The organism is Gluconacetobacter sacchari, assembly GCF_014174255.1.
In the GTDB taxonomy this organism is placed as follows: Bacteria; Pseudomonadota; Alphaproteobacteria; order Acetobacterales; family Acetobacteraceae; genus Gluconacetobacter; species Gluconacetobacter sacchari.
In genome coordinates, this window is the sequence record NZ_JABEQJ010000027.1 from 22,989 (window position 1) to 47,196 (window position 24,208).

Genomic DNA, 24,208 nt, shown 5'->3' on the forward strand with positions numbered 1-24,208 from the left:
ACAGCCGCTAGGCGTAAGCGTCCGGACTACGCACGCTCGACTGCGGGTCTCGCGAATGCGCCGGCTCTCTGTATCAGCGACCTAAACATTGATTGACCGGTATAAAAAGTAGAAAAAGATGGGCCGCTTTCGCCCGCATCTCGGTCATACCTTCGCGCAAAAATATGGATATACAAATGCGCATAAACATGTGCTATATTCTGGCTGCCAGTATATTAGGAGCAAAGCTATGGTTCGCGTGCATTCCGGCACTCCATCACGTCGCCCCACAAATGTGACGCTACCCGCTCAGCTGCTCGAAGAAGCCAAGTCGTTAGATCTCAACATATCGCAGGCCTGCGAGCAGGGGCTTAAGTCAGCTATCGCGTCGATCCGTGCTCAGCAATGGCTGGCAGACAATCGCGCTTCCCTCGAAGCTTCACGGCAGTATGTTGAAGAGAACGGGCTTCCCCTGGCGGACTATCGGAACGTCTAAATGGCCCGTTTTGATGTGTATCGTCTGGCCGGACGGGGGGAGGCACGTTTCGTTCTGGATGTACAGGCAGATCTTCTGGACGCCTTGGGTACCCGTGTCGTTGTTCCGCTGCTGCCGCAGAGAACCGCACCAAAGCCTGCAAAGAGGCTAAACCCGGTGTTTATGGTTGACGACTGTCCCTTCGTCATGATGACGCAGTTTATGGCCGCAGTTCCTGACCGTGATCTGAAGAAGATCATTGCTTCATTGTCGCTTTGTCAGAACGAAATTACTCAGGCGCTTGATCTGCTTCTCACAGGTTTCTGAAACGCTACGGTGATCAGAAGGGCCAGCATCAGGCGCGGATGATACTGCGCCTTGCCACCCGTGCGCACCGGCACGGAAAACGCGGTCAGCGGAACCAGCTCAACGGCAGCCAAGACGAAGTGCGCCATATCGTCAGCCGGAAGCCATGACTTCATATCAGGTGGCAGAAGATATGGCTGCGTGCGGTCAAAGGGGATGAAGCGGCTCATCTCATCACCCTATAGACTCATCGCTTCAACGGGTACCCCAACCCGACAGCCTGCTAGGCCAGGCCTTCAGCGACCAGCGCATGCGTGACGGACGGCATTTGTCTCATGCGTGCCGCGTAAGCGGCCAACCGCTCCGGCAGCGCGATTCCCATCATGGCCGCCCATGAGAGCATCACGAACAGATAGGTGTCGGCAATCGTCACCTGCTCTCCCACCAGAAACGCCCTTTCGCCACGCACCCCGTTCAACAGGCCGAAATGGCCTGCCAGTATCGTCCGAGACTTGTCTTTATCCGCCTCAGCGGAATCGGTACGAAAGAGCGCTCTGAAAGCGCCATGAACTTCGGTCGTCATGAACTCCAGGATTTCCAACGCCCGCCAGCGTTCGTGGCCATTTTTCGCCAGAAGTCGCCCTGACATGTCGGCGATGTAGCTCAGGATAACGAGGCTCTCGGTCAAAACCGTCCCGTCGTCGAGTTCCAGCGCGGGCGTGTAGCCTTTGGGATTGAGCGTGTTGAAGTCCCGGCCGTCATCGGTCTTCTTGTCGCGACCGACCTTGACGAGCGTGTACGGGATACCCGCTTCGACGAGAGCGATATGGGACGCCTGGCTGCAACCGCCCGGGGAGGCATAGAGGATCATGAGATGGCTCCATGGCAATGAGACGGTCGGAGCCCGCATCGGGTCCAAACGGTCTCGATTATTGACCAGGACCAGATATGTGACTATCAGCCTCCCGCCAAGAACGCATATTTTTAGGGCCAGGTCATATGAAGATGACTCCTCCACCCCGTGACCGGGCGGATTGCCGCGCGGTCAGCGAAGTCCTGAGCCGCGTCGGTGATAAATGGACGATGCAGGTCGTCGTGGCGCTCCTCGACGGACCGCAGCGTTTCAATGCGCTGAAACGGCAGATCGGCGACATTTCCCAGCAGATGCTGACGCGGACACTCAAGACGCTGGAACGCGACGGCATGGTCGAGCGTACGGTCTGCGCCACGACGCCGCCACAGGTCGAATATGCCCTGAGCGCCCTGGGACGCTCGCTCTCCGAGCCGGTGCGCCAGATGGCGCAGTGGGCGCGCGCGCATCTGCCGATCATTCACGACAACCGCCGGCGCTATGACGAAAGACACTGAATCCCGCGACGACTCCTCGGCCTGATCGCGCCCTGCGTCAGGCCAGCCGCCGCAGGTCCAGCGTGCGCGGCTGTTCCAGGGACCGCCGCACGACCGGCGGCGCCATCTCCCCCACCGTATGGCCGAACGGGAAGAAGCGGATGCGGCGGCGCGCCTCCGCCTCGTTGGCGTTCACCGGCCGGGTTTCGTAATTGCGGCCGCCAGGGTGGGCGACGTGATAGGTCAGGCCGCCGATGCTGCGCCCGGTCCAGGTGTCGTAGACATCGAACACCAGCGGGGTCTGCACGCCCACGGTGGGGTGCAGCGCGCTGGGCGGGTTCCAGGCCTTGAAGCGCACGCCGCCGACATATTCGCCCTGCCGCTCGGTGCGGGTCAGCGGCACGCCCACGCCGTTGCAGGCCAGGATATAGCGTTCGTCCACCCAGCCGGTCACGCGGGCCTGGACCCGCTCGGCGGAACTGTCGACATAGCGCATGGTGCCGCCGGCGGCGGGTTCCTCGGCCAGGGTGTGCCAGGGTTCCAGCGCGTGGCGCAGGTCCAGCGTCATGCCCAGCAGCGGCACGGACCCGATTTCGGGAAAACGGAACGCCATGTGCGGCGCGAACCAGTCGGCCTCCAGCGGCGCGCCCAGCGCGCGCAGTTCGGCGACGGCATCGGTGAAATCCTGCCCGACATAATGCGGCAGCATGAAATCGTCATGCAGCCGCGTGCCCCAGCGCACCAGCCGCCGCTCATAGGGCTGTGTCCAGAAGGCGGCGACGGCCGCGCGCATCAGCAGCATCTGGGCCGCCGCCATCCGGTGATGGGGCGGCATTTCGAAGGCGCGATATTCCACCAGCCCCAGCCGGCCGGTGGCGCTTTCCGGCGCATAGAGCTTGTCGATGCAGAATTCGGTGCGGTGCGTGTTGCCGGTGATGTCGGCCAGCAGGTTGCGGAACAGCCGGTCGGTCAGCCAGGGCGGGGTCGGCCGGTCGGGACGAACCTGGGAAAACGCGATTTCCAGTTCCGCCACGCTGTCGTCGCGGGCCTCGTCCACGCGGGGATGCTGCGAGGACGGGCCGATGAACAACCCGCTGAACAGATAGGACAGCGACGGATGATTGTGCCAGAACCCGACCAGCGATTTCAGCAGGTCCGGCCGGCGCAGGAACGGGCTGTCGGCGGCGCGGGCGGCGCCCATCACCACATGGTTGCCGCCGCCGGTGCCGACATGGCGGCCGTCGAGCATGAATTTCTCGGCGATCAGCCCGACGGCGCGGGCTTCGTCATAAAGCTGCTCGCTGCGGCCGACATGCTCGTCCCAGCTCGCGGCGGGGTGGATATTGACCTCGATCACGCCGGGGTCGGGGGTGATCGAGAAATTCAGCAGCCGCGGGTCGCGCGGCGGCTGGTAGCCTTCCAGCACCACCTTGCGGCCGAAGGCGCGGGCCGTATCCTCGACCGCCGCGCACAGATCCAGCCAGTCCTCGGCCGCGTAGAGCGGCGGCATGAAGACATGCAGAATGCCGCCGCGCGCCTCCACCGCCAGCGCGGTGCGGACCAGCTCGGGCTCCTCGCGCCCGACCGCCACCAGCCGATCGGCGATGGCGCGCTCCAGCCCGATGCGCCCGGCGCCGCCGCCCGGATAGGGCGGCAGGGCCGGCAGGTCCGACAGGGCGGGCAACTCGCCGGCCCCGTCCGCCCCGGGGGATACAGGCACGGGCATGGGCACGCGCCGGTCCGCCCAGCCGGGGTCGGTCCCCCCGGGCGAGGGGCCGGCGCGGCGCGCCAGCGCCGGATGGGGCGGCAGAGAGGGCAGGGGCGCGAACGGGTCGCGCTCCATGTCGTGGTCGATCGCCTCCTCGCTGGCCCATAGCAGGCTTTGCAGCGGCAGGCGGAAGCCCACCGGCGCGTCGCCGGGCACCAGGAACATCAGGTCGCCGCGGAAGAACCACCGCCCCGACTGCCAGCGGCGCACCCCGTCGCGCACCACGGCGCGCAGTGGCAGCACGCTGCCGACCGGCACGTTCAGCCCATGGCCATAGACGCGGGCCAGCCGCTCGCGCTCCAGCGGGTCGCGCAGCTTGGCGTCCTCGACGATCACGTTGGCCGGCAGCCGATGCTCGCGCCACAGATAGTAATGGATGTCCTCATAGGCCGGGTTGACCAGGGCGGGGTCGACCCGCAACCGCTCGGCCAGCGCGCGGCAGAAGGCGGCGGCGTCCTGCTCGGTCGCGTCGTCGCTGTCATCGTCCGAGGCCAGCAGCGATGGGTCGGTCCAGACCGGCACGCCGTCGTGCCGCCAGTGGCACAGCAGCGCCCAGCGCGGCAACTGCTCGCCGGGATAATGCTTGCCCAGCACATGCTGGATCGCCGCCCCTTTCGACCAGAGCGGCGCCAGCCGCCGCAGCAGCCGCCCGGCATAGGCGCGCTTGGTCGGGCCCAGCGCGTCGATATTCCATTCCGCCGCGTCCATGTCGTCGGCGGCGATGAAGGTCGGCTCCCCGCCCATGGTCAGGCCGACCGCGCCGTCCTCCAGCACCGTATCGACCGCGCGGCCGGCGTCGAGGATCGCCCGCCATTGCGCGTCGGTATAGGGGCGGGTGGTGCGCGGCGTCTCCAGCACCCGCGTCACCGCCATCGTGAAGTCGAATTCGGTCTCGCACGTGCCGACCAGGCCGGAAATCGGCGCGGCGGAGGCGGGTTCGGGCGTGGCGGCCAGGGGGATGTGCCCCTCGCCGGTCAACAGGCCGGAGGTCGCGTCCAGCCCCACCCATCCGGCGCCGGGCAGGTACACCTCGGCCCAGGCATGCAGGTCGGTGAAATCCTCGGCCGGCCCCTCGGGCCCGGTCAGCGGCTTCTGGTCCGCCACGAGCTGGATCAGATAGCCCGAGACGAAACGCGCGGCGAAGCCCAGGTTGCGCAGCACCTGCACCAGCAGCCAGGCGCTGTCGCGGCACGAGCCCGTGCCCCGTACCAGCGTTTCCTCGGGCGTCCACACGCCGGGCTCCATCCGCACCACATAGGCGATGCGCCGCTGGACCTGCTGGTTGAGCGCCACCAGCATGTCCACCGTGCGCCGGCTGGTCCGGTCGATGCCCGCCAGCAGCGCGGCCAGCAGCGGCCCCGGTTCCTCGCAGGCGCGATAGGGCGCCAGCTCGCCGGCCAGCACGGGGTCATAGGCGAAGGGCCAGAGTTCGGCCTCGGGCTCGAGGAAGAAATCGAACGGGTTGATCGTGGCCATGTCGGCCACCAGGTCCACCGTGACCTCGAAACGGGTCACGCGTTCGGGAAAGACCACCCGCGCCTGGTAATTGCCCGACGGGTCCTGCATCCAGTTGATGAAATGGGGCTTGGGCTCGATCCGCAGCGCGTAGGACACGATCGGCGTGCGGGCATGGGGGGCCGGGCGAAGCCGGATGGTCTGCGGACCGAGCGAGACCGGACGATCATAGCGATAGCCGGTACGATGCGTCAGTGCGACGTGCAGGGTCATGCGTCGACCTTCAGCCAGAGTGATATTCCGTGCCGGCAACGGTAGCCCAGCATGGTCCGCCGCGAACAGGGGGGGCACGCGGAATTTCACGCCGCCCCGCCCCCGAATAATCGCAATGCGGCGATGATGCCGATTGGCCCTTGGCGACGGCGCGAATTCTTGCTTGGCTGTAACGGAAACACGGACCAGCAGGTGGGGTGGACATGAATCCTTCGCGCCTGATCTCCCGTCCGGCACGGGAGGACACGGGACAATGAGCGATCCTGGAAACGATCCCGGAAGCGATCTTGGAGGCGCCCTGGGGCAGCCGCGCGGACAGCAGGGGCCGGGCCTGTTCGTGACTTACGACACGCCGGACTTTTACTGCGAATTGATGAACCGGCGCGACCCGCCGCCCGACAGCCTGACCCGGATCCGCGACCGGCTGGCGCATTTCGGCCTGACGGAACTGCGCCAGAGGGCCCGCGTCGCCGAGGCCGACCTGTATAATCTGGGCATCACCTTCACCGTCTATACCGACCGCGACGCGATCGACCGCATCCTGCCCGTGGACCTGATCCCCCGCGTGCTGACCGCCGGCGAATGGAACCATGTCGAACGCGGGGTACGGCAGCGGGTCGCCGCGATCAATCATTTCCTGTGGGACATCTACCACGAGCGGCACATCCTCACGGACGGCATCGTCCCCGCCGCGCTGGTGCTGGGCAATGCCAACTACCGGCCGGAGATGGAGGGGCTGGACGTTCCCGGCCGGGTCTACGTCCATATCAACGGCACCGACCTGGTGCGCGACGGCGCCGGGAATTTCCTGGTCCTGGAAGATAACGCGCGCACGCCCTCGGGCGTGTCCTACGTCATCGAGAACCGGCACATGATGCTGCGCAGCATGCCCGACCTCGCCGCCGGCCTGGACCTGATGCCGGTCGACGAATACGGGCCGCGCCTGCGCCGCGCGCTGACCGAGACGGCGCCGGGCGGCATCCGCGACGCGCAGGTGGTGCTGCTGTCGCCCGGCATCTACAATTCGGCCTATTTCGAGCACGTGTTCCTGGCGCGCGAAATGGGCGTGCCGCTGGTCGAGGGCCGCGACCTGATGGTCGAGAACGGGCGCGTCTTCATGCGCACCGTGGCCGGCCCGCGCCCGGTCCATTCGATCTATCGCCGCCTGAACGACGATTTTCTCGACCCGCGGGTCTTCAACCCCGACAGCATGCTGGGGGTGCCCGGGCTGGTCGAGGCCTATCGCCGGGGCAACGTCACCATCGCCAACGCGATCGGCACCGGCGTCGCCGACGACAAGGCCGTCTACGCCTACATGCCCCGCATCATCCGCTATTACCTGAACGAGGAACCGATCCTCTCGAACGTCGAGACCCATATCTGCGGCGAGCCGGAGGGCCTGGCCTACACGCTGGCCAACCTGGAGCGGCTGGTGGTCAAGCCAGTCGGCGAATCCGGCGGCTACGGGCTCATCATCGGCCCGCACGCGACGAAGGCGGAGCTGGAGTCCTTCCGCGCCGGCCTGCTGGCCGATCCGGCCAACTATATCAGCCAGCCGGTCATCGACCTGTCGGTCAGCCCCACGCTGTGCGAGGCCGGGGTCGAGGCCCGGCATGTCGATCTGCGGCCCTTCGCGGTCACGGGTGAATCGACATGGGTGCTGCCCGGCGGCCTGTCGCGGGTGGCACTGCGCAAGGGGTCCCTGGTGGTCAATTCCTCGCAGGGCGGCGGTTCGAAGGATACATGGGTGCTGGCATCATGAACCCTGTCATGGCCGATCTTCCGCCGGGCGGCATCGGCATGCCCAACCTGCTGTCGCGCTACGCCGAATGTACCATCTGGCTGGCGCGCTACATGGAGCGGATCGAGAACCTGGCCCGCCTGGTCGACGTCACCGAGACGTTCGTGCGCGCCCGCAGCACCACCAGCGGCTGGATGTCGATCGTGCAGATCAACGCCGACGACGAACGATTCATCGAGCGGCACGGCACCGCGTCCGAGGAAAACGTCGTCGGCTTCTACGTCATCGACCGCGAGAACCCGAATTCCATCGTCTCGATCGCGCATGCGGCGCGCGAGAACGCGCGCGCGCTCCGCCCGCTGATCTCGACCGAGATGTGGATGCATCTCAACATGTTCACCAACGCGGTCAGCGCGCTGGGCCCGGCCGATATCCGCGCGTCCAACCTGTCCGCCCTGTGCGCGCGGCTGAAGCAGGATTGCCAGACCCATCACGGCATCACCGAGGGCACGTTCTATCGCGACCAGGCATGGCTGTTCTACCTGATCGGCCGCAGCCTGGAACGCGCGGACCAGATCACCCGGCTGATCGACATCAAATATCACACGCTGCTGCCCAGCGTCGCCGGGGTGGGGTCGGAGGTCGATATCGGCCAGTGGGCGGCGGTGCTGCGCTCCGCCGCCGCCTATCACGCCTTCCGCCGCACGGTGGCGGGGGACATGACGCCGTCCCATGTCGTCGGCTTCCTGCTGAAGAATGACGGCTTCCCCCGGTCGCTGTCCACCAGCCTGAGCCAGTTGTACTGGGCGGTGGGCCACCTGCGCACCGATTACGGGCTCAAGAACGGCTACGCCGCCGCCGAGCGGGTCGAGGAACTGCGCGCCACCCTGGCCGAGCAGACGGTCAAGGACATCATCCTGCGCGGCCTGCACGAATTCCTCGACTGGGTGCAGCGCGAGCTGCATCTGGTCCACGAGGACATCGCCCGCGCCTTCTGGCCGGCCGCCATGCCGGCCCCTCCGCATCGCGCGCCCGACGCGGGTACCAGCCAGGACCAGTCCCAGTCATGACACCGCCATCCGATCCCGCCAGCCCGCCCCACGCGACCGCGTTCTACATCGACGGCGCCTGGGTTGCGCCGCTGGCCGGGCCCCCGGCGCCGCGCCTGCTCGACGTCATCGATCCCGCCACCGAAATGCCCTGCGCCGCCATCGCGCTGGGCAGCGCGGGCGATGTCGACCGGGCGGTGGCGGCGGCGCGGCGGGCCTTCGCCACCTGGTCGGTCTCGACCCGCGCCGAACGGCTGGACCTGTTCGCGCGGATCCTGGCGGTCTATCGCCGGCGCATGGACGACATGGCCGCCGCGATCTCGCGGGAAATGGGCGCCCCCCTGCCCATGGCGCGCGACGCGCAGGCCTGGGCCGGCATGGCGCACCTGGAGCAGACGGCCCTGGCGCTGCGCGACTTCCCCTTCGACCGCCCGGTCGACGGCATGCTCATCACGCGTGAGCCGGTGGGCGTGGTCGGGCTGATCACGCCGTGGAACTGGCCGATGAACCAGATCGCCTGCAAGGTCGGCCCGGCGCTGGCCGCCGGCTGTACCATGGTGCTGAAACCCAGCGAGATCGCGCCGCTCAGCGCCCTGCTGTTCGCCGAGATCCTGCACGAGGCCGGGGTGCCTCCCGGCGTGTTCAACCTGGTCAATGGCGACGGCCCGACGGTGGGCGAGGCCATCGCCCGCCACCCGGATATCGAGATGGTGTCCTTCACCGGCTCGACCCGCGCCGGCACCATCGTCGCCCGGCTGGCGGCCGATACCGTCAAGCGCGTGCATCAGGAACTGGGCGGCAAGTCGCCCAACATCATCCTGCCCGACGCCGATTTCGCCGATGCGGTGCGGCGCGGCGTGGCCGGCTGCTTCGGCAATTCGGGCCAGTCCTGCGACGCGCCGACCCGCCTGCTGGTACCGCGCGGGCGAATGGACGAGGCCATGGCCCTCGCGGCGCGGGCCACGGCGGATTTCGTGGTCGGCCCGCCCGACGGCGCGGACACGCGGCTGGGCCCGGTGGTCAGCCAGACGCAGTTCGACAGGATCCAGCGCCTGATCCGCATCGGCATCGACGAGGGCGCGACCCTGGCCGCCGGCGGGCCGGGTCGGCCGGACGGCCTGCCGGTCGGCTATTACGTGCGCCCCACCGTGTTCGGCCACGTCACCCCCGACATGACCATCGCGCGTGAGGAAATCTTCGGCCCCGTGCTGTCGATCATCGCCTATGACGATGTGGAGCAGGCGATCGCGATCGCCAACGACACGCCATACGGGCTGGCGGCCTATGTCCAGGGCCGCGACCTGGCCCAGGCCCGCGCGGTGGCGCGGCGCCTGCGGGCGGGCAACGTGAACGTCAACGGCGCGCCCTGGACCGTGGCCGCCCCCTTCGGCGGCTACAAGCAGTCGGGCAACGGGCGCGAATGCGGCGAATATGGCCTGTCCGACTTCCTGGAGATCAAGGCCATCCTGGGGTACGGAACCGACGCGTGAGCGCGCGGGCGCTGCCGGCCAGCCTGTATGCCGACACCGCCCGGCCGGCGGTGCCCACGCCGGAACTGCGGGGCGAGACCCGGGTCGGCACCGTTCTGATCGGCGGCGGCTTCACCGCCCTGTCGGCGGCGCTGCACCTGGCCGAAGCCGGCCACGCCGTCGCGGTGCTGGAGGCCGCCGAGCCGGGCTGGGGGGCCTCGGGCCGCAATGGCGGGCAGGTCAATCCGGGCCTGAAGGCGCTGCCCTCCGAGGTCGCGCGCCATTTCGGCCCCGAACGCGGCGCGCGGCTGGCCGCGGCGGCCTGGAACGCGCCAGACCTGGTGTTCGACCTCATCGCCCGCCACGGCATCGACTGCGCCGCCGCGCGCGGCGGCACGCTGCGGGCCGCCACCGCCGCTTCCCAGCTCCCAGCCCTGCGCCGACTGGCCGAGGAATGCGCCGCGCGCGGCGGCGACGTCGCGTGGCTGGACGCGGCGCAGATCGCGGCGCGCACCGGCACGTCCCGCTATCGCGCCGCCCTGCTGGACCGGCGGGGCGGACAGGTGAATCCGCTGGCCCTGGCGCGCGGCCTGGCCCGGGCCGCCATCGCCCACGGCGCCGCGATCCATGGCGGCAGCCGCGCCCTGTCGGTCCGCCGCGCGGGCGCGGGCTGGCGGGTGGGCACGCAACGGGGCGCGGTGCTGGCCGACCGCGTGGTCTTCGCCACCAACGGCTATGCCGACCGGCTGTGGGACCGGCTGCGCCGGACCGTGGTGCCGGTCAGCAGCGCCATCATCGCCACCGCCCCCCTCCCGGCCGAGGCCCGCGCCCGCATCCTGGCCGGCCGCGAGGTGCTGTACGAACTGGGCGCGATCACGACCTATTACCGGATCGACGATGCCGGCCGGCTGCTGATCGGCGGCCGCTCCTCGCTGGGCGACCGCGCCGGGCCGCACGCCTTTCCCGGCCTGCGCCGGCAGGCGCTCGCCCTGTGGCCCTTCCTGCGCGGCGTGGCCTGGACCCACGGCTGGAACGGCCACGTGGCGGTCACGCCCGACCACTACCCCCACTGGCACGAGCCGATGCCCGGCATCATCGCCTGCCTGGGCTATAATGGGCGCGGCGTCGCCATGGCGACGCTGCTGGGCCGCGAGGTCGCGCGCCGCGCCCTGGGCGCGGGGACCGAGGACATCCTGCTGCCGCCCGGCCCGATCCGCCCGATCCCCTGCCACGCCGCATGGCCGCTGGGCGTCACGGCCGGCATCCTGCACGGCCGGCTGGCCGACGCGCTGGCGCGGCGATGGCCGCCCGGCCCCGGCGCGTGACCCGGCGGCATTTATACAGCCTATCTGTTCATGCAGGCTTTACAGTCTGGCTGCCTATCTGCTAGAAAGATCACGCATGAACACCGCATCCGCTTCCCCGCATGCCCTGGTCCTGGCGCAGGATGTCCGCGCCCTGCTCGGCCAATTGCGGCGCCGCCTGCGCGAGCAGGGCACGGTAGGGGACCTGACGCCGTCGCAGGCCTCCGTTCTGCTGCGTCTCGAACGGGACGGGCCGGCGACGGCCTCCGCCCTCGCCCGGGCAGAGGGCATGCGGCCGCAATCCATGGCCAGCATCGTCGCGGCGCTGGACGCCGCCGGCCTCATCGGCGGCGCGCCCGATCCCGCCGACGGCCGCCAGACGCTGCTCTCGCTGACGGAGGATTGCCGCGCGCTGGTCGCGCAAGGCCGCGCCGCCCGGCAGGACTGGCTGGCCCGCGCGATCGACCGTCACCTCTCCCGGCAGGAGCAGGCGGCGCTGGAGGCGGCGCTCGGCCTGCTCCGCCGCCTCGTCGAGGCCTGACGCCCGCCGACATCCGCTTCATGGCAAGGACCGTTCGTTCATGGTGCCCACCCCCTCGGATCCACAGACAGCGCTGCCCGTCCCGGTCTCGCGGATGCTGGCGCGGCGTGCCGGCCGCGCCGGTGGCGGCAACGCGCCAGGGCGTCCATGAGCCTTCCGGTCGCCGGAACGTTCCGGTCCCTGCGCAGCTTCAATTACCGGGTCTGGATCGGGGGCACCTTCATCTCCAATATCGGCACCTGGATGCAGCGCACCGCGCAGGACTGGCTGGTGCTCACCCAGTTGACCCGTCACGACGCGTCCGCCGTCGGGCTGGTCATGGCGCTGCAATTCGGGCCGCAATTGCTGCTGCTGCCATGGACCGGCTTCGCGGCCGACCATTACAACCAGCGCCGGCTCCTCATCGCCACCCAGGCGGCGATGGGCGCGCTTGCCCTGGCGCTGGGGGTCCTCACCATCTGCGGGGTCGTCCGGCTATGGCATGTCTATGTCTTCGCCTTCCTGTTCGGCAGCGCGGCGGCCTTCGACGCCCCGGTGCGCCAGACCTTCGTCGCCGAACTGGTCGGCGACGCGGACCTGCATAACGCGGTCGCCCTCAATTCCACCTCGTTCAACGCGGCGCGGATGATCGGACCGGCCGTCGCGGGCCTGGTCATCGCGGCGATCGGCACCGGATGGGCCTTCCTGATGAACGGGCTTTCGTTCGCGGCGGTGCTGGCCTCGCTGGCCTGCCTGCGGAAGGCGGATTTGCGCCCGGCCGCCCGGGCGCGTCGCGGCAGGGGCGGATTCGTCGAAGGCATCCGATATGTCGCGAAGCGGCCGGACCTGAAGGCGATCCTGGCCATGCTGTTCCTGGTCGGAACCTTCGGGCTCAATTTTCCGATCTTCATCTCGACCATGGCGGTCGGCGTCTTCCATGGCGACGCCCGCCTCTACGGCCTGTTGTCCTCGGCCATGGCGATCGGCACCGTGGCGGGGGCCCTGCTCGGCGCCCGGCGCGAGCGGCCGCGCTTCGCGCTCCTGCTCAGCGGCACGGCCGTTTTCGGTGTCGGCTGCACGCTGGCGGCACTTGCGCCGAACGACTGGTTTTTCGCCGCCACCCTCGTCATCCTCGGCATCGCGACCCTGACCGTCACCAACACGACGAACAGCCTGATGCAGCTTTCGACCGCGCCCGCCATGCGCGGGCGGGTAATGGCGCTGCGGGTCGGCGTCGCCCTGGGCTGCACGCCGATCGGCGCGCCGATCGTCGGCTGGGTGGCCAATCACTGGGGGCCGCGCTGGGCGCTTGGCGTGGGCGCGCTCTCGGGCTTCGCCGCCGCCCTCGTCGCCGTGCGCAGCATCGCGCGCGACCGGCACCATCCTCCCGCGCGCGCCGAACCGTAAATCCGGCAGGCCGATCCGACAAAGGTCGGTTAATCAAGGCGGGGAAGGGGGCAACGCCATGGTTGCCTGCATCAAAAGAGGGGATCGTCGCCGCGCATGGCCATGGTCGCGTGCGCGGCGGCGGCCTCGACATCCAGCCCTCCGAAGAGGGCTGGATTCACAGAAGAAACAATCTGGAAGAAAAAACCGGTCCTAGCCGCGCGCGGGCGGAACAGGCGGCGGCGGCGGCGGAGGAGGCGGCGGGGGCGCTTCGACCGGCGCGGGCGGCGGCGGCGGCGGCTTGTCGTCGGCGCAGGCGGCCAGCAGCACCATCGGCAGCGCCACGGCAACCAAGGCCGCGGAGCGCAGGAACTTATAACGGAACAATGTTTCAGAAACCGTAAACATCTGTTACCCCTCTGACTAGATTTTCAGTCGAGACAATGTAGTTAAGAGCACCTCTTGACAAAAAGTCAAACTACTATTTGCGTGAGCCGCAAAAGAGTTGAGGAGGCATCGGTTCGTGCGAGCGCCATGGCAAGCGGTCAGGTTGGGGTGCCCGAAGCCGGCGCCCGTCACAGCGGTTCAAGCACCCCTCCGCGCCCCCTTCGCGGGCGCTCTCGCCGCCCTGGCCCTGGCGGGCGCGCTCGCGGCCTGCGACACGATGCCGGAACGGCCGCGGACCGGCCTCGGCAGCCTGGCCGACAATACCCCCCAGGTCGTGATCGCCGGCGAAACGCTGAATGGCGGCCTGTTGCGGCGCTTCTACGCGCGCCATGATTTCGCGCCGGTATGGACCAGCCGGCGGAAGCAGGCGGATTCGCTCATGGCGGCCGTGCTGCATGCCGACGACCAGGGGCTGGACCCCGACCTGTTTCACGCCCGCCTGTTGCGGCACGCCGCGACATTATCGCCATTCGACCGTGAATTATTACTGTCGGACGCCTTTCTTTCCTACGCGGCGGCTCTGGCGGGCGGCGCCGTGCCCGTCGCGCGCCGCAACGAGGACGAGACCCTGGCGCCGGAGCCGGTCGATGTCGTGGCCGCGCTCGACAAGGCGATCGACAGTCCCGATCCGGCGGCGGCCATCGCCGCGCTGGCGCCCGCGACGCCGGCCTACCGGGCGCTGCGCCAGGCCTTGCGGCAATGCCGGCCGGCGCCCGCGCGCGGTGAGGCGGGCACGGCGAACTGCCGGCGCACGATCGCGGTCAATCTCGAACGCCAGCGCTGGCTGCCGCGAAAGCCGCCGCCCGAGCGTGTGCAGGTCAACGTCGCGGACGAGCGGCTGGTCTATTACCGTGACGACCGGCCGGTCTTTTCCACGCGGGTCATCGTCGGGCAGGACGCGCAGGTCAACCAGAGCCCGGAGTTTCGCGCGACGATCGACGCCAGCTTCTTCAACCCCCCCTGGGTGATCCCGCGCGACATCGCCGCGAAGGAGATCCTGCCGAAGGTCCGCCGCGACCCCACATATCTGGCGCGCAACCGGATGGTCATGCGCGCCGACGGCGAGATCGAGCAGCAACCCGGCCCCGATGCCGGGCTGGGCCTGCTGATGTTCGACATGCCCAACCGCTTCGACGTCTACCTGCACGACACGCCGGACCAGTCGCTCTTCCGGCGTGAAAACCGCCGCATCAGCCATGGATGCATCCGGGTCCAGAACCCGCGCGCCTTCGCGGCGCTGCTGATGCGCCAGTCGCGCGACGCCATCGATCAGGGCATCGCGCAGGGCGGCACCACGCGCCACGACCTGCCCGTGCCGGTGCCGGTCTTCGTGATCTACCAGACCGCCTCCGTGGATCCGGACGGCACCCTGCGGTTCCATCCGGATTTCTACGATCGCGACGCCGGAATCTGGAAACAGTTGAACAGCCGGCCGCGCGAGCGCCATGCCGTGACCCAGGCCGACGATCGCCCGCTCTCGCCGGAATCCCTCCAGGTCGCGCTGGGGGCGGCGCCATCGTCGGCCGAACGCGCGGAATGACGGCCGATGACGGCGCGGTAAGGCCCGGCTTCAGTTGAAGCCGACATCGACACCGGCGAAGATGCCGAACCCGTCTCCGACCAGTTCGGCGGCGGCATCGCCGTTCGTCGAGGTATAGACCGGCACGACACCCATCGCGTAATGCTTGTTGGCCAGGTTGTGGAACTGGAGATAGACCCGGCGGTCCTTCTTCGGCCACAGATAGCCGAGCGTATAGCTGTAGATATGATAAGGCGCGGTTCGCGCGCCATTGTCGTACGACGCGACGATCGAAGACGCCGCCTCGACGTCGAACGTGGTATAGAAGCCGTTCCTGAAATCCGCGTGCAGTTCGCCCTGGTAATAATGCTGCGGCACGCCGGGCAGGCGGTTATGGCCGAAGACCGGGTCATGATTGTAATGGAAATCCGACCATGTATAGGCCTGCATGTAGGTAATGGTGTTGCCGTTCCATCGGAACAGCGTGCCGTCGATGCCCGCTTCGACACCCTGGTGGGTGGTGCGCGAGGCATTGGTGAAGACCGCGCTGTTATAGAGCTGCGACGTCGGCGTGACCGCCGAGAGCAGCTCGTTATGCACCGCCGAATGGTAGTAGGACACGGTCCAGTGCTGGCCCCGGACCGTCCCCTCCGTGCCGATCTCGAAGGTCGTCGCGGTCTGCGGCTCCAGCTTCTGCCAGCCCTCGGTCTGCCCCGTCGCCAGGCCGGAGGTGTAATGCGTGCCCGACAGGAACTGCCAGTCCTGCGCGGACTGCACGCTGCGGCTCACATTGCCGTACAGGCGGATCTCCGGCGTGAACTGGTAGCGAAATCCCCCGCGCGGCGCGAAATTCAGCGGCGCCGTGCTGAAATGGTTCCGCACCGGATAGACCACCGATCCGGACCGGGGGTCGTAGCTCAGCCCGCCACCGGCCGTCAGCCAGAAGTTCCTGAATATTTCGGTGTTGTTGCTGACATGGAACACCGTGCTGCTGCCGCCGAGCCGCTGCTTGTCGATGAGCGTGCCGATCGGCACGCCGGGATAGGCGGCCTGGCGGCGCACCTGGTTCAGGAAGTCGCTGCCCGGCAGGTCGCCGGTCGCGTAGAGGCCGGCGGTCGTCTCGGACGTGCGGCCCAGGACCGTGTCGTTCCGCGTGTAGTTCACCACGCCGCTCAGATAGAAATTATTGTAGATCGACGAGGTATTGCCCAACTGGTGGTCCATCGGCGCGTCGATATAGGTGGCGCCGATCATGATGCGCGAGGCCTCGTCGATGCGGATGGTGGTCCGGTTGCCGTAATATTTCGTTCCAGGCTCGATCGTGTAGGTTCCCCATGTGCTATAGGGATATTGGGCCTGTTTCGGATTCTCCCTGACCTGCGCGCGCGTCAGGTAATAGGGATTGCCCTCGTAGGTCTGGCGGTAGCGGAAGAAGAAGCGCGTATCGACCGAATCGTTGAAACGGTAGCCATAGTTGAAATTGACGCCGAACGCCGTCGCCTTCGTCTGGTCCTGGAAGCCGGAACGGTAGGAGTTCGTGACGCTGAGATAATAATCCGACCTGCCGATGACCTTGCCGGAGGAAAGCTGCTCCTTCACATAACCGAAGCTGCCCGCTTCGACGCGCGCCTGATAGGTCTTCGCGTCATAGCCGGTGAAACTATGGAAATCGATCAGCCCGCCAAGCTGGAGCGAGCCGCGGTCCAGCCCGTTGCCGCCGCGCAGCACCTCGGTATAGTCGATGCCCAGCGGCTCCATCAGTTCGTTGAACGAGCCGATGGGCGTGGTCGCCGGCAGGTCGTCGAACAGCACGATGACGCCGGCGCGCGTGGCGTTCGCGCCGACCTGGAGGCCCGACCCGCGGATCGACAGGCGCAGATCGTCCGATCCGGCCGGCGCCTGCGCGTACACGCCGGGCTGATAGCTCAGCAGGTCGGCCGAGGTCGCGTTGCGCTGCTTCAGCACCATCTTCGAATCGATGATGTTGGTCCCACCGGGAATCGAAAGAAGCCGCGCCCCCGCCCGGCGGATCGGGGCCAGGCGCGCGGCCTTCACATCCACCTTTTCCGTGTCCGACGTGCTGGCGCCGCCCATATACATGCCGCCCATGCCGTCATCCGCGCCCGTCGCGGCGGGCGCGGCGGGCATGGCCATGCCCGCCGACTGGGCCCGGGCGCTATCGGGGCTTTCGAACGACACCGACCCCAGCAGCAGCGTGGCCAGTGATTTCGTCATCATATTTTTCATCGATCCGTAACGTTTCCCGTCGTGAGAAGGCATGATCCGTCCTGTCCGAAACGTCCGTGTTGCATGCGACAGTCCTGATGGGCGCGTCAGGGCCGACATCGGCCCGCATGCCCGGCCGCGCGCGATCCGGCGCTCATCGCGCGAATTCCTCGCCATGCCCGAGCGCGATCAGGATCTCCCGGCGCCGGGCGATGAAGGCCGGGTCGTCGCGCAGGCGCGGAAAGGGCAATCCATTGTCGATATCGCGGATGATGCGGGCCGGGCGGGGCGAAAACACCAGCACCCGGGTGGCCAGCAGCAGCGCTTCCTCCACGTCGTGCGTCACCAGGACGGTGGTGAAGGCATGTCGCCGCGCCAGCGCCAGCAATTCCTCCTGCATCGTCATGCGCGTCAGCGAGTCCAGCTTGCCGAAGGGCTCGTCGAGCAGCAGCACGCGCGGATGATTGACCAGCGCCCGCGCGAAGGACGCGCGCTGCGCCATGCCGCCGGAGAGTTCATGCGGATACGCCCCGGCGAAATCGCCCAGCCCGACCAGGCGCAGCGCCCGGCCCACGCGCTCCAGCCCGTCGCGGATGCCGCGTGCCTGGAGCCCGTAGGCGACATTGGCCTCCACCGTGCGCCACGGCAGCAGCAGCGGGTCCTGGAACATCAGCAGCCGGCTGGGGTCCGGCCCGGCGACGCGGACATGATCGACCCCGATCCGCCCGGCGCCGGGCGCGTCCAGCCCGGCGACCAGCCGCAGCAGGGTCGATTTGCCGCATCCGCTCGGCCCCAGCAGGGCAACGGTCTCGCCGGCCGCAACATCGAAGCTCACGTCGTCGAGAACCGGCAGCCGCCGTGCCGCGTCGCCAAAGGCGTGCGACACGGCCCGCACCTGCACCGACGCGCCGGCGGCGGGCGTGGCCATCGCGGCGCTCACCATTGCACCGTCTCCCGGTTCCAGCGCAGCGCGCGCCGCCGCGCGGCGAACAGCGCCATCGTCAGGCCCGAGAACAGGACCGACATCACCGCCAGCGCCGCGTAGAGGTTGGCATAGGCCGCCCAGCCCTGCGCCCATTGCAGGTACCAGCCCAGCCCCGCCTTGGCGCCCAGCATCTCCGCCACGATCAGGACGATGAACGACGCCCCCAGCCCCATGAACAGGCCGACGAACAGATGCGGCAGGGTCGCCGGGATCACGATCGTGCGGATCAGGAAACCGTTCGACGCGCCCAGCGTGCGTCCCACGTCATACAGGCGGGAATCGACCAGCGTCACGCCCGATGCCGTCAGCACGGCGACGGGAAACGCCGTGGCCAGCGCGATCAGGAAGATGCTGGCGCTCGCGATCGTCGGGAAGACGAACAGGGCGACCGGCAGCCACGCGATGGACGGCAACGGCCCCAGCAGCCGGATGACCGGGTGCCCCCAGTAGCGCGCCTCCGGCGACCACCCCATCGCCAGCCCGGCCAGGAACCCCGTCACGGCCCCGAGCGCGAAACCGGGAACCAGGATCAGCAGCGAACTGAAGACGCTCTGCGCCAGCCGCGCGGAATCGACGCGATAGACATCCAGCACCGCCTGCGGCGACGGAAAGAACGGCAGCGGCAGCCACCCGGTCTTGGCGGTCACGATCTCCCACGCCGCGACCGCCACGCCCAGCGCGGCGACGCGCCGTCCCTGATGCGCCACCGGCGCGAACCAGGCGAACCGCCCGGCCAGCGCGGCCAGCCCGCACAGGACCGCGACCGCCGCCGCCAGTTCGACCAGCGGCCGGCCGGCGGGCACGCGCCCGTGGTCGGCCAGCAGGCCGGTGACGGCGGCGGCGGCGGCCCACGCCGCCACGCCGGCGGCAAACGCGCGGCGCGGCGCGTCAGACATGCGCCGCCTCCCTGCGCGTCACGTCGTCGACGATGTCCCGCGCGAACGCCCGCGGATCGAGATCGCGGCTCATCACGCCGATGGTCTTGAGCTGCGCGGCATAGAACGCCACCTCGGCCGCCAGGTCGTGCCCCAGCGGATGCATGTGGTGCGTCTGCATCCGCAGCACGGCGGCGATCTCCCCGACCGGCGCCTTGACCGCGCCATAGCGCGCGAAGGCCCGCGCCACCCGCATCGGGTCGGCGGCGCAGATCTCCGCCGCCTGCACCATGGCGTCGACCAGCGCCAGCACGGCCGGCCGGTCGCGCCGCAGCAGCGTGTTGCTCGCCGCCACCACGCAGCACACCCGCCCCTGCCACGGCGCGGACAGGTTGGACAGGATCTCGACCAGGTCCCCGCCCGAGCGCATCTGCGCCAGATACATCAGCGGATCGGAATCGGCATAAGCCTGGATCTCGCCCTTCATCAGCGCGGCTTCCAGCAGCGGCGCCGGATAGACCCGCCACGCCACGTCCCGCAGCGGATCGACGCCGTTCTCCTTCAGCAGCAGCGCGAAGGTGTTGTAGGCAAAGCCGGTGGCATCCGCGATGCCGATGGTCCTGCCGCGCAGGCTGGCGACATCATCGCTCACCCCGGCGCGGCGCGAGCCGACCATGCGCATGCAGCCGCCATGCGTTCCCGCGACCAGTTTCAGGTCGAACCCCTGTTCCAGCGGCCGCATGAACTGCATGATCATGCCGGCGCCCAGGTCGACCTTTCCGGTCGCCACCGCTTCCAGCAGCGTCGGCGTATCGCTCCAGTTGGTGAATTCGACCTTCAGCCCGCGATCGCGATACAGCCCGATCTGCTCGGCCAGGATCAGCGGCGCGACGCAGGGCGCATTGACCGGCAGCGACAGCTTCACGATACGCAGCCCGTCCGCGGTGCGCGGCAGCGGCCGCGGGCCGGACCGGCGCGCGGCCAGCACCGTGCCGCCCGCCAGCGTCGCCAGCGCGCCCAGCACCAGGCCGCGGCGCCCCCGGCGCGCACCCGCCCCGGGTGGCGGCGGTTCGGCAATGTCGTCGAACGGAGCGCGATCCGATGGATGGGGCATGACGCGGCTCAACTCCAGGGATGTGGCGGCGGCCCGTGGCCCACGGGCCGCAATCGCCGGCAATTCGTGTCAGCCCGCATCGCGGGCGGTCAGGGCGTCAGGACCCGTTGCCCGGCGCTGCGGCGAACCAGTTCGCCATGCGGCGCGTGAATGCGGCCGCACAATGCGTCCCGATGACATCGCTCCAGCGGATTGCGCGCGCTCAGCCCCGCATTGCCCGCCAGGGACAGCAGGTGCAGGGTCAGGTCCGCCGCGCCGTCGATCACCCGGGCCTTGACGACCGCCGCCGCGCGATCCGCCGCGTCGGCCCGGCCGGCAACGATGGCGCCCAGCGATGCCGCCCGTGCCAGGATATCGTCGTTTGCCCCACGCGGCGCGACGACACGGGAAGGAGGGATCGAAGACATCAGGCCACCCGTCACAGACATCCGCGCGACCGCACGAAATCACGCATTTTTAAATAACATATTTGCGGTGTTAAATTTTCATATCACGAAAATTCCTAACGTACAGGCATTACATATTCAAGTATGTAATTTTAATTTTGTACAATATTCCGGGTCATGACGGTAAATTCAATCATGAATAATAGTGAAATATGGGCGGGCGAAACCGGTCAGAACCGGGCCTTCAGGCTGCCGACCCACGTCCGCATCATGAACGGGTGATAGAGGTAATATCGCGCATTGTTCACGTTATCGACGCCGACATCCAGCGTCAGGCGCTGCGTCAGCCCGTACCGCACATGCAGGTCGGCCACCAGGAAACCGTCGAACGCCCCGAACACGTGCCCCACCCGGTCGGTATTGTCGATCGTCGACGCCACCCGGCCCTGGTAGCGCAGCGATCCCGTCAGATCGAGGCGCGCCGTCGCGTGCCAGGTCAGTTGCAGCGTATCGCGCCATGCCGGCACATAGGGCACATGCTTGCCCGCCGCCATGGTGCCGGTCGCGCTGACGAAGCCGGGGTCGGACAGGATGCGGGAATCGACATAGGTGACGCTGTTGCTCAGATCGATGTCCCGGCCGAGCAGGTTCTGCTTCTGCACGACGCATTCCACGCCACGGTTGCGGATGGCCGTGACGTTCTGGTTGGTCGTCACATACACGGCGTCCAGCATCGTCATCTGCGAGATCAGCGCGTCATGGGTGTTTTCCTGGAACAGCGACAGGCGGACCACGCTGTCCGCCGTCCGCCGCTCGATGGACGCCTCGCCCGACAGCACCCGCTCGGGCGCCAGGTCGGCATTGGGCAGCGCGTAGGTGATCCCGGTGGACACGATCTGATAGAGTTCGGAGACGGTGGGAAAGCGCCAGGCCTCGCCGAACGACAGTTTCGCCTCCCAGAGCGGATCGATCCGCCAGGCCAGCGTCGCCTTGGGCGAGACATGCGCGGCATGCACGCGCGGCCGCGCCTGCCCGACCGTGCCGGCCAGGTTATAGCCGCCGAAGGCCTGCCAGAATTCCATGCGTCCGCCGGCCGTCAGCGTCCAGCCGGGCAGGACATGCCAGGCATCCTGGGCCCATGCCGCCTCGGTCTGCGTCGTGCCCCGCCCCAGCGTCTTGAACGTGCCGTTGCCATGGGTCGCCGAGGCCTGCCAGTCATTGGTGTCATAGGTCGGGTTTTCCAGCATATACCGGTCCCAGTGGCCGCCGAAGCTGACTTCGTGGGCCGCATCCGGCCGCCAGGTCGCCCGCCCGTCCGCCGTCTTCCACCCGCTGCCGGCCATGCTGGCGATCGCCCCGCCCGGCGTGAGCGCCGTCCCGGCCAGGACCCCGGCCGGATTGCGCTGCCAGTCGTGCAGATAATCATAGGCGGTGAAGACGCCCTCGCCATCCCAGGTGCCCCGCGTGTCCGTCCGCAGTGCGACCATGTTCGACAGATGGGCGGCGCCGAGCGTGTAGATCCCGTTAGCGAAGCCGCCGATCCCGCCATAGGTCGCCGCGCCGGCGGCGGTACGCAGATAGGTCTGCGCGCGTGACCGCCCGTCATCCGTCCAATAGCCGACCATGTAGGTCGCGCGCAGCCAGTCCGTGATGTCGTAGGCGAGGCGGCCGGTGACGGTGTTCATCGTCACATGCTGCAATCCGCTCGCCCCGGCCACGTTCGCAACGGCGCCGGTCTTGCTCAGGGCGGGTATCGCGCCCCGGGGCATCGCCGCCGTGGTCACGAAGAACAGCGGCTGGGTCAGGCTTTCTTCCCGGTTCGCGCTGACGAACCACGACAGGCGGCCGATCCGGTCGCCCAGCGTCACCGCCGTGGTCGCGGTGCCATAGGTTCCATGCGTCCTGTAGCCGGCATAGGTCTGCGCGCCGCCGCCCTGGCGGATCGTCGCCTCGAAATGATCGGGCATCCGCGTGGTGATCAGGATGACGCCGCCCATCGCATTGCCGGGATAGGCGGCGGCGAACGGCCCGTACAGAACGTCGATCCGCTCGATCTGCTCGGGCGCCACCATGCCCCAGCGCGGGCCGCCACTGGTATTGTTGTTCGAGATCAGCGCGCTGATCGGCGCGTCGTCGACATAGACCAGGCTGCGCGCGCTGGAATTGACGCCCCAGGTCCGGGTCTCGACCGTGGCCTGCGTATCGCCGGCATTGCGCTTGCGCAGCATGATGCTGGGCAGGTATTTCAGCGCGTCCTCGGTATCGACCATGTTGACGGTGCTGTCGATCTTCTGGCGGGAGATCCCCGCCCGGGTCTGCGGCAGAGCCAGCCGGCGCGCGATCGCCGGCCCCGCCGCGCGGATCACCGCGATGCGCTCGGCGGCCGATGCCGGGACGTCCGGCGGCGCGGCGTGACCGGCGCGCGGCGGCAGGCAGGCAAGGGCGACCAGCCCCGCGCGGGTCGCTCGCCCGCCAACGGCGCTTCGTGCTCCAGATCCACGCGGTCTACCCATAAACACGATCTCATGACGATGGTTCTGACGGTCACGTCAAAATCCAACCATGCCCCGCCCTATTTTACAAGCTGGCGACAGAAATTGGAAACCATCCCAATAAAATACTCATGATGAATCGTGAATTCAGGAGCCGCCAATCCCGACCCGCGTCGGCACCCGCGCATTCTCCCATCTGCCCGCCCCATGGTTTCCCCCGCGTGCCCGGCTTGCGGTTGCCCCGGGGGGCACTCATGTCTTTCCCGCCGGGCGCCTCACGCCTCACGGCCAGGACGCGCGGAAAAAGCAGGAGGAGACCATGGCCATCAACGCCTATCCGGGGCCGCCATTCGGCCAAGCCGGGCTCACGGCATCCTTCGATGCGGGCCTGCGGCGCTATATGCTGTCGGTCTATAACTACATGGCGGCCGGGCTCGCGGTCACCGGCCTTGTCGCCTATTGCGCCGTGGCAACCGGCGTCTACCAGCGGCTCGCGGCCACGCCGGGGATCTGGCTGGTGATGCTGGCCCCCCTGGCGGCGGTGCTGTTCCTGAGCGTCCGCATCGAAAAGATGCGCCTGGGAACCGCGCAGGCGGTCTTCTGGGGCTTCGCCGCGATCATGGGCCTGTCGCTGGCGGGGATATTCCTGCTCTATACCGGCACCAGCATCGCGCGGGTCTTCTTCATCACCGCCGGAACCTTCGCGGCCATGAGCGTGTACGGCTACACGACGAAACGGGACCTGTCGGCCATCGGGTCGTTCCTGATGATGGGCCTGATCGGCCTGATCCTGGCGAGCGTCGTCAATCTGTTCCTGGCCTCAAGCCCGCTCCAGTTCGTGATCTCGGCGGCCGGCGTGCTGGTGTTCACCGGCCTGACGGCATTCGACACGCAGCGGATCAGACAGGTCTACACGACCGTCGGCGCGGCCGGGACCCTCGCGAAGGCGGCGCTGATGGGGGCGCTGACCCTGTATCTCGATTTCATCAACCTGTTCGTCATGCTGCTGAACCTCACCGGGTCCCGGCGCGCGTAACCGGCGGCACGGCTTTTCGACCCCCATAGGCGGGCCCCATAGGCGGGCCCGACAGG

20 protein-coding genes and 1 pseudogene are annotated in these 24,208 nt (G+C 68.3%); 11 read left to right on the forward strand and 10 right to left on the reverse strand.

The genetic code is table 11. The features are described 5' to 3' along the window. The first annotated feature begins 274 nt into the window (after positions 1–274). Together HLH48_RS17330 and HLH48_RS17335 are read left to right on the forward strand one after the other, a co-directional pair. The gene (locus tag HLH48_RS17330; RefSeq protein WP_182998769.1) at positions 275–475 is read left to right on the forward strand and encodes a type II toxin-antitoxin system CcdA family antitoxin; all 201 of its coding nucleotides are present in this window, start codon (positions 275–277) and stop codon (positions 473–475) included. Next, positions 476–781, forward strand: coding sequence for a CcdB family protein (locus tag HLH48_RS17335; RefSeq protein WP_182998734.1), 306 nt, complete (start codon positions 476–478; stop codon positions 779–781). An 11-nt stretch (positions 782–792) separates the two neighbouring features. Here HLH48_RS17335 and HLH48_RS17340 read toward each other — a convergent pair. Next, positions 793–990: pseudogene (locus tag HLH48_RS17340) on the reverse strand (IS5/IS1182 family transposase); the annotation flags it as partial. Positions 991–1,043: 53 nt separating this feature from the next. Next, complete coding sequence (locus HLH48_RS17345) at positions 1,044–1,631, reverse strand: glutathione S-transferase N-terminal domain-containing protein (protein WP_182998735.1); 588 nt, start codon at positions 1,629–1,631, stop codon at positions 1,044–1,046. 134 nt (positions 1,632–1,765) lie between these two features. Here HLH48_RS17345 and HLH48_RS17350 point away from each other — a divergent pair, with 134 nt between their 5' ends. Further along, entirely contained in the window at positions 1,766–2,128 is a 363-nt protein-coding gene (locus tag HLH48_RS17350) for a winged helix-turn-helix transcriptional regulator (protein ID WP_182998736.1), read from the forward strand. Positions 2,129–2,165: 37 nt separating this feature from the next. Here HLH48_RS17350 and HLH48_RS17355 read toward each other — a convergent pair whose 3' ends face one another. Then, complete coding sequence (locus HLH48_RS17355; RefSeq protein ID WP_182998737.1) at positions 2,166–5,603, reverse strand: transglutaminase family protein; 3,438 nt, start codon at positions 5,601–5,603, stop codon at positions 2,166–2,168. A gap of 253 nt (positions 5,604–5,856) precedes the next feature. Between HLH48_RS17355 and HLH48_RS17360 the strand changes: the two genes are divergently transcribed. The 6 genes from HLH48_RS17360 to HLH48_RS17385 all read left to right on the forward strand — a co-directional run bounded on the left by HLH48_RS17360 (position 5,857) and on the right by HLH48_RS17385 (position 13,093). Beyond that, a complete protein-coding gene (locus tag HLH48_RS17360; RefSeq protein WP_182998738.1) occupies positions 5,857–7,365 on the forward strand; it encodes a circularly permuted type 2 ATP-grasp protein in 1,509 nt (502 codons plus the stop codon). Further along, positions 7,347–8,414 (forward strand): alpha-E domain-containing protein, encoded by a 1,068-nt coding sequence (locus tag HLH48_RS17365; protein ID WP_182998739.1) that lies wholly within the window; start codon positions 7,347–7,349, stop codon positions 8,412–8,414. Before HLH48_RS17360 ends, HLH48_RS17365 begins: the two co-directional genes overlap by 19 nt. After that, entirely contained in the window at positions 8,411–9,883 is a 1,473-nt protein-coding gene (locus HLH48_RS17370) for an aldehyde dehydrogenase family protein (RefSeq protein WP_182998740.1), read from the forward strand. Before HLH48_RS17365 ends, HLH48_RS17370 begins: the two co-directional genes overlap by 4 nt. Beyond that, entirely contained in the window at positions 9,880–11,187 is a 1,308-nt protein-coding gene (locus HLH48_RS17375) for an NAD(P)/FAD-dependent oxidoreductase (RefSeq protein ID WP_343065441.1), read from the forward strand. Before HLH48_RS17370 ends, HLH48_RS17375 begins: the two co-directional genes overlap by 4 nt. A gap of 76 nt (positions 11,188–11,263) precedes the next feature. After that, entirely contained in the window at positions 11,264–11,707 is a 444-nt protein-coding gene (locus tag HLH48_RS17380; RefSeq protein WP_182998742.1) for a MarR family winged helix-turn-helix transcriptional regulator, read from the forward strand. Between the two features lie 147 nt (positions 11,708–11,854). Beyond that, entirely contained in the window at positions 11,855–13,093 is a 1,239-nt protein-coding gene (locus HLH48_RS17385; RefSeq protein WP_182998743.1) for an MFS transporter, read from the forward strand. Positions 13,094–13,285: 192 nt separating this feature from the next. Here the strand turns inward: HLH48_RS17385 and HLH48_RS17390 are convergent, their stop codons facing one another. Further along, complete coding sequence (locus HLH48_RS17390) at positions 13,286–13,480, reverse strand: hypothetical protein (protein WP_182998744.1); 195 nt, start codon at positions 13,478–13,480, stop codon at positions 13,286–13,288. 115 nt (positions 13,481–13,595) lie between these two features. On the opposite strand from HLH48_RS17390, the gene HLH48_RS17395 reads away from it, so the two are divergent. Continuing rightward, the gene (locus HLH48_RS17395) at positions 13,596–15,059 is read left to right on the forward strand and encodes a L,D-transpeptidase scaffold domain-containing protein (RefSeq protein ID WP_182998745.1); all 1,464 of its coding nucleotides are present in this window, start codon (positions 13,596–13,598) and stop codon (positions 15,057–15,059) included. Positions 15,060–15,089: 30 nt separating this feature from the next. Here the strand turns inward: HLH48_RS17395 and HLH48_RS17400 are convergent, their stop codons facing one another. The 6 genes from HLH48_RS17400 to HLH48_RS17425 form a co-directional block, all read right to left on the reverse strand. Next, positions 15,090–17,276: a TonB-dependent receptor family protein gene (locus tag HLH48_RS17400; RefSeq protein WP_246387438.1), complete on the reverse strand. Its 2,187-nt coding sequence runs from the start codon at positions 17,274–17,276 to the stop codon at positions 15,090–15,092. A 142-nt stretch (positions 17,277–17,418) separates the two neighbouring features. After that, the gene (locus HLH48_RS17405; RefSeq protein ID WP_182998747.1) at positions 17,419–18,207 is read right to left on the reverse strand and encodes an ABC transporter ATP-binding protein; all 789 of its coding nucleotides are present in this window, start codon (positions 18,205–18,207) and stop codon (positions 17,419–17,421) included. Continuing rightward, positions 18,201–19,145 carry an ABC transporter permease gene (locus HLH48_RS17410; RefSeq protein ID WP_182998748.1) on the reverse strand — a complete coding sequence of 315 codons (945 nt, stop codon included), beginning with the start codon at positions 19,143–19,145 and terminating at the stop codon, positions 18,201–18,203. Before HLH48_RS17410 ends, HLH48_RS17405 begins: the two co-directional genes overlap by 7 nt. Further along, positions 19,138–20,238, reverse strand: a complete 1,101-nt coding sequence (locus tag HLH48_RS17415; protein WP_246387439.1) for an ABC transporter substrate-binding protein — start codon at positions 20,236–20,238, stop codon at positions 19,138–19,140. The genes HLH48_RS17410 and HLH48_RS17415 overlap by 8 nt, the downstream gene beginning before the upstream one ends. Positions 20,239–20,327: 89 nt before the next feature. Further along, positions 20,328–20,666 carry an acyl-CoA dehydrogenase family protein gene (locus tag HLH48_RS17420; RefSeq protein ID WP_182998749.1) on the reverse strand — a complete coding sequence of 113 codons (339 nt, stop codon included), beginning with the start codon at positions 20,664–20,666 and terminating at the stop codon, positions 20,328–20,330. Between the two features lie 188 nt (positions 20,667–20,854). After that, entirely contained in the window at positions 20,855–23,137 is a 2,283-nt protein-coding gene (locus tag HLH48_RS17425; protein WP_182998750.1) for a TonB-dependent receptor, read from the reverse strand. Between the two features lie 298 nt (positions 23,138–23,435). On the opposite strand from HLH48_RS17425, the gene HLH48_RS17430 reads away from it, so the two are divergent. After that, positions 23,436–24,152 (forward strand): Bax inhibitor-1/YccA family protein, encoded by a 717-nt coding sequence (locus HLH48_RS17430; RefSeq protein ID WP_182998751.1) that lies wholly within the window; start codon positions 23,436–23,438, stop codon positions 24,150–24,152. The last annotated feature ends 56 nt before the right edge of the window (positions 24,153–24,208 follow it).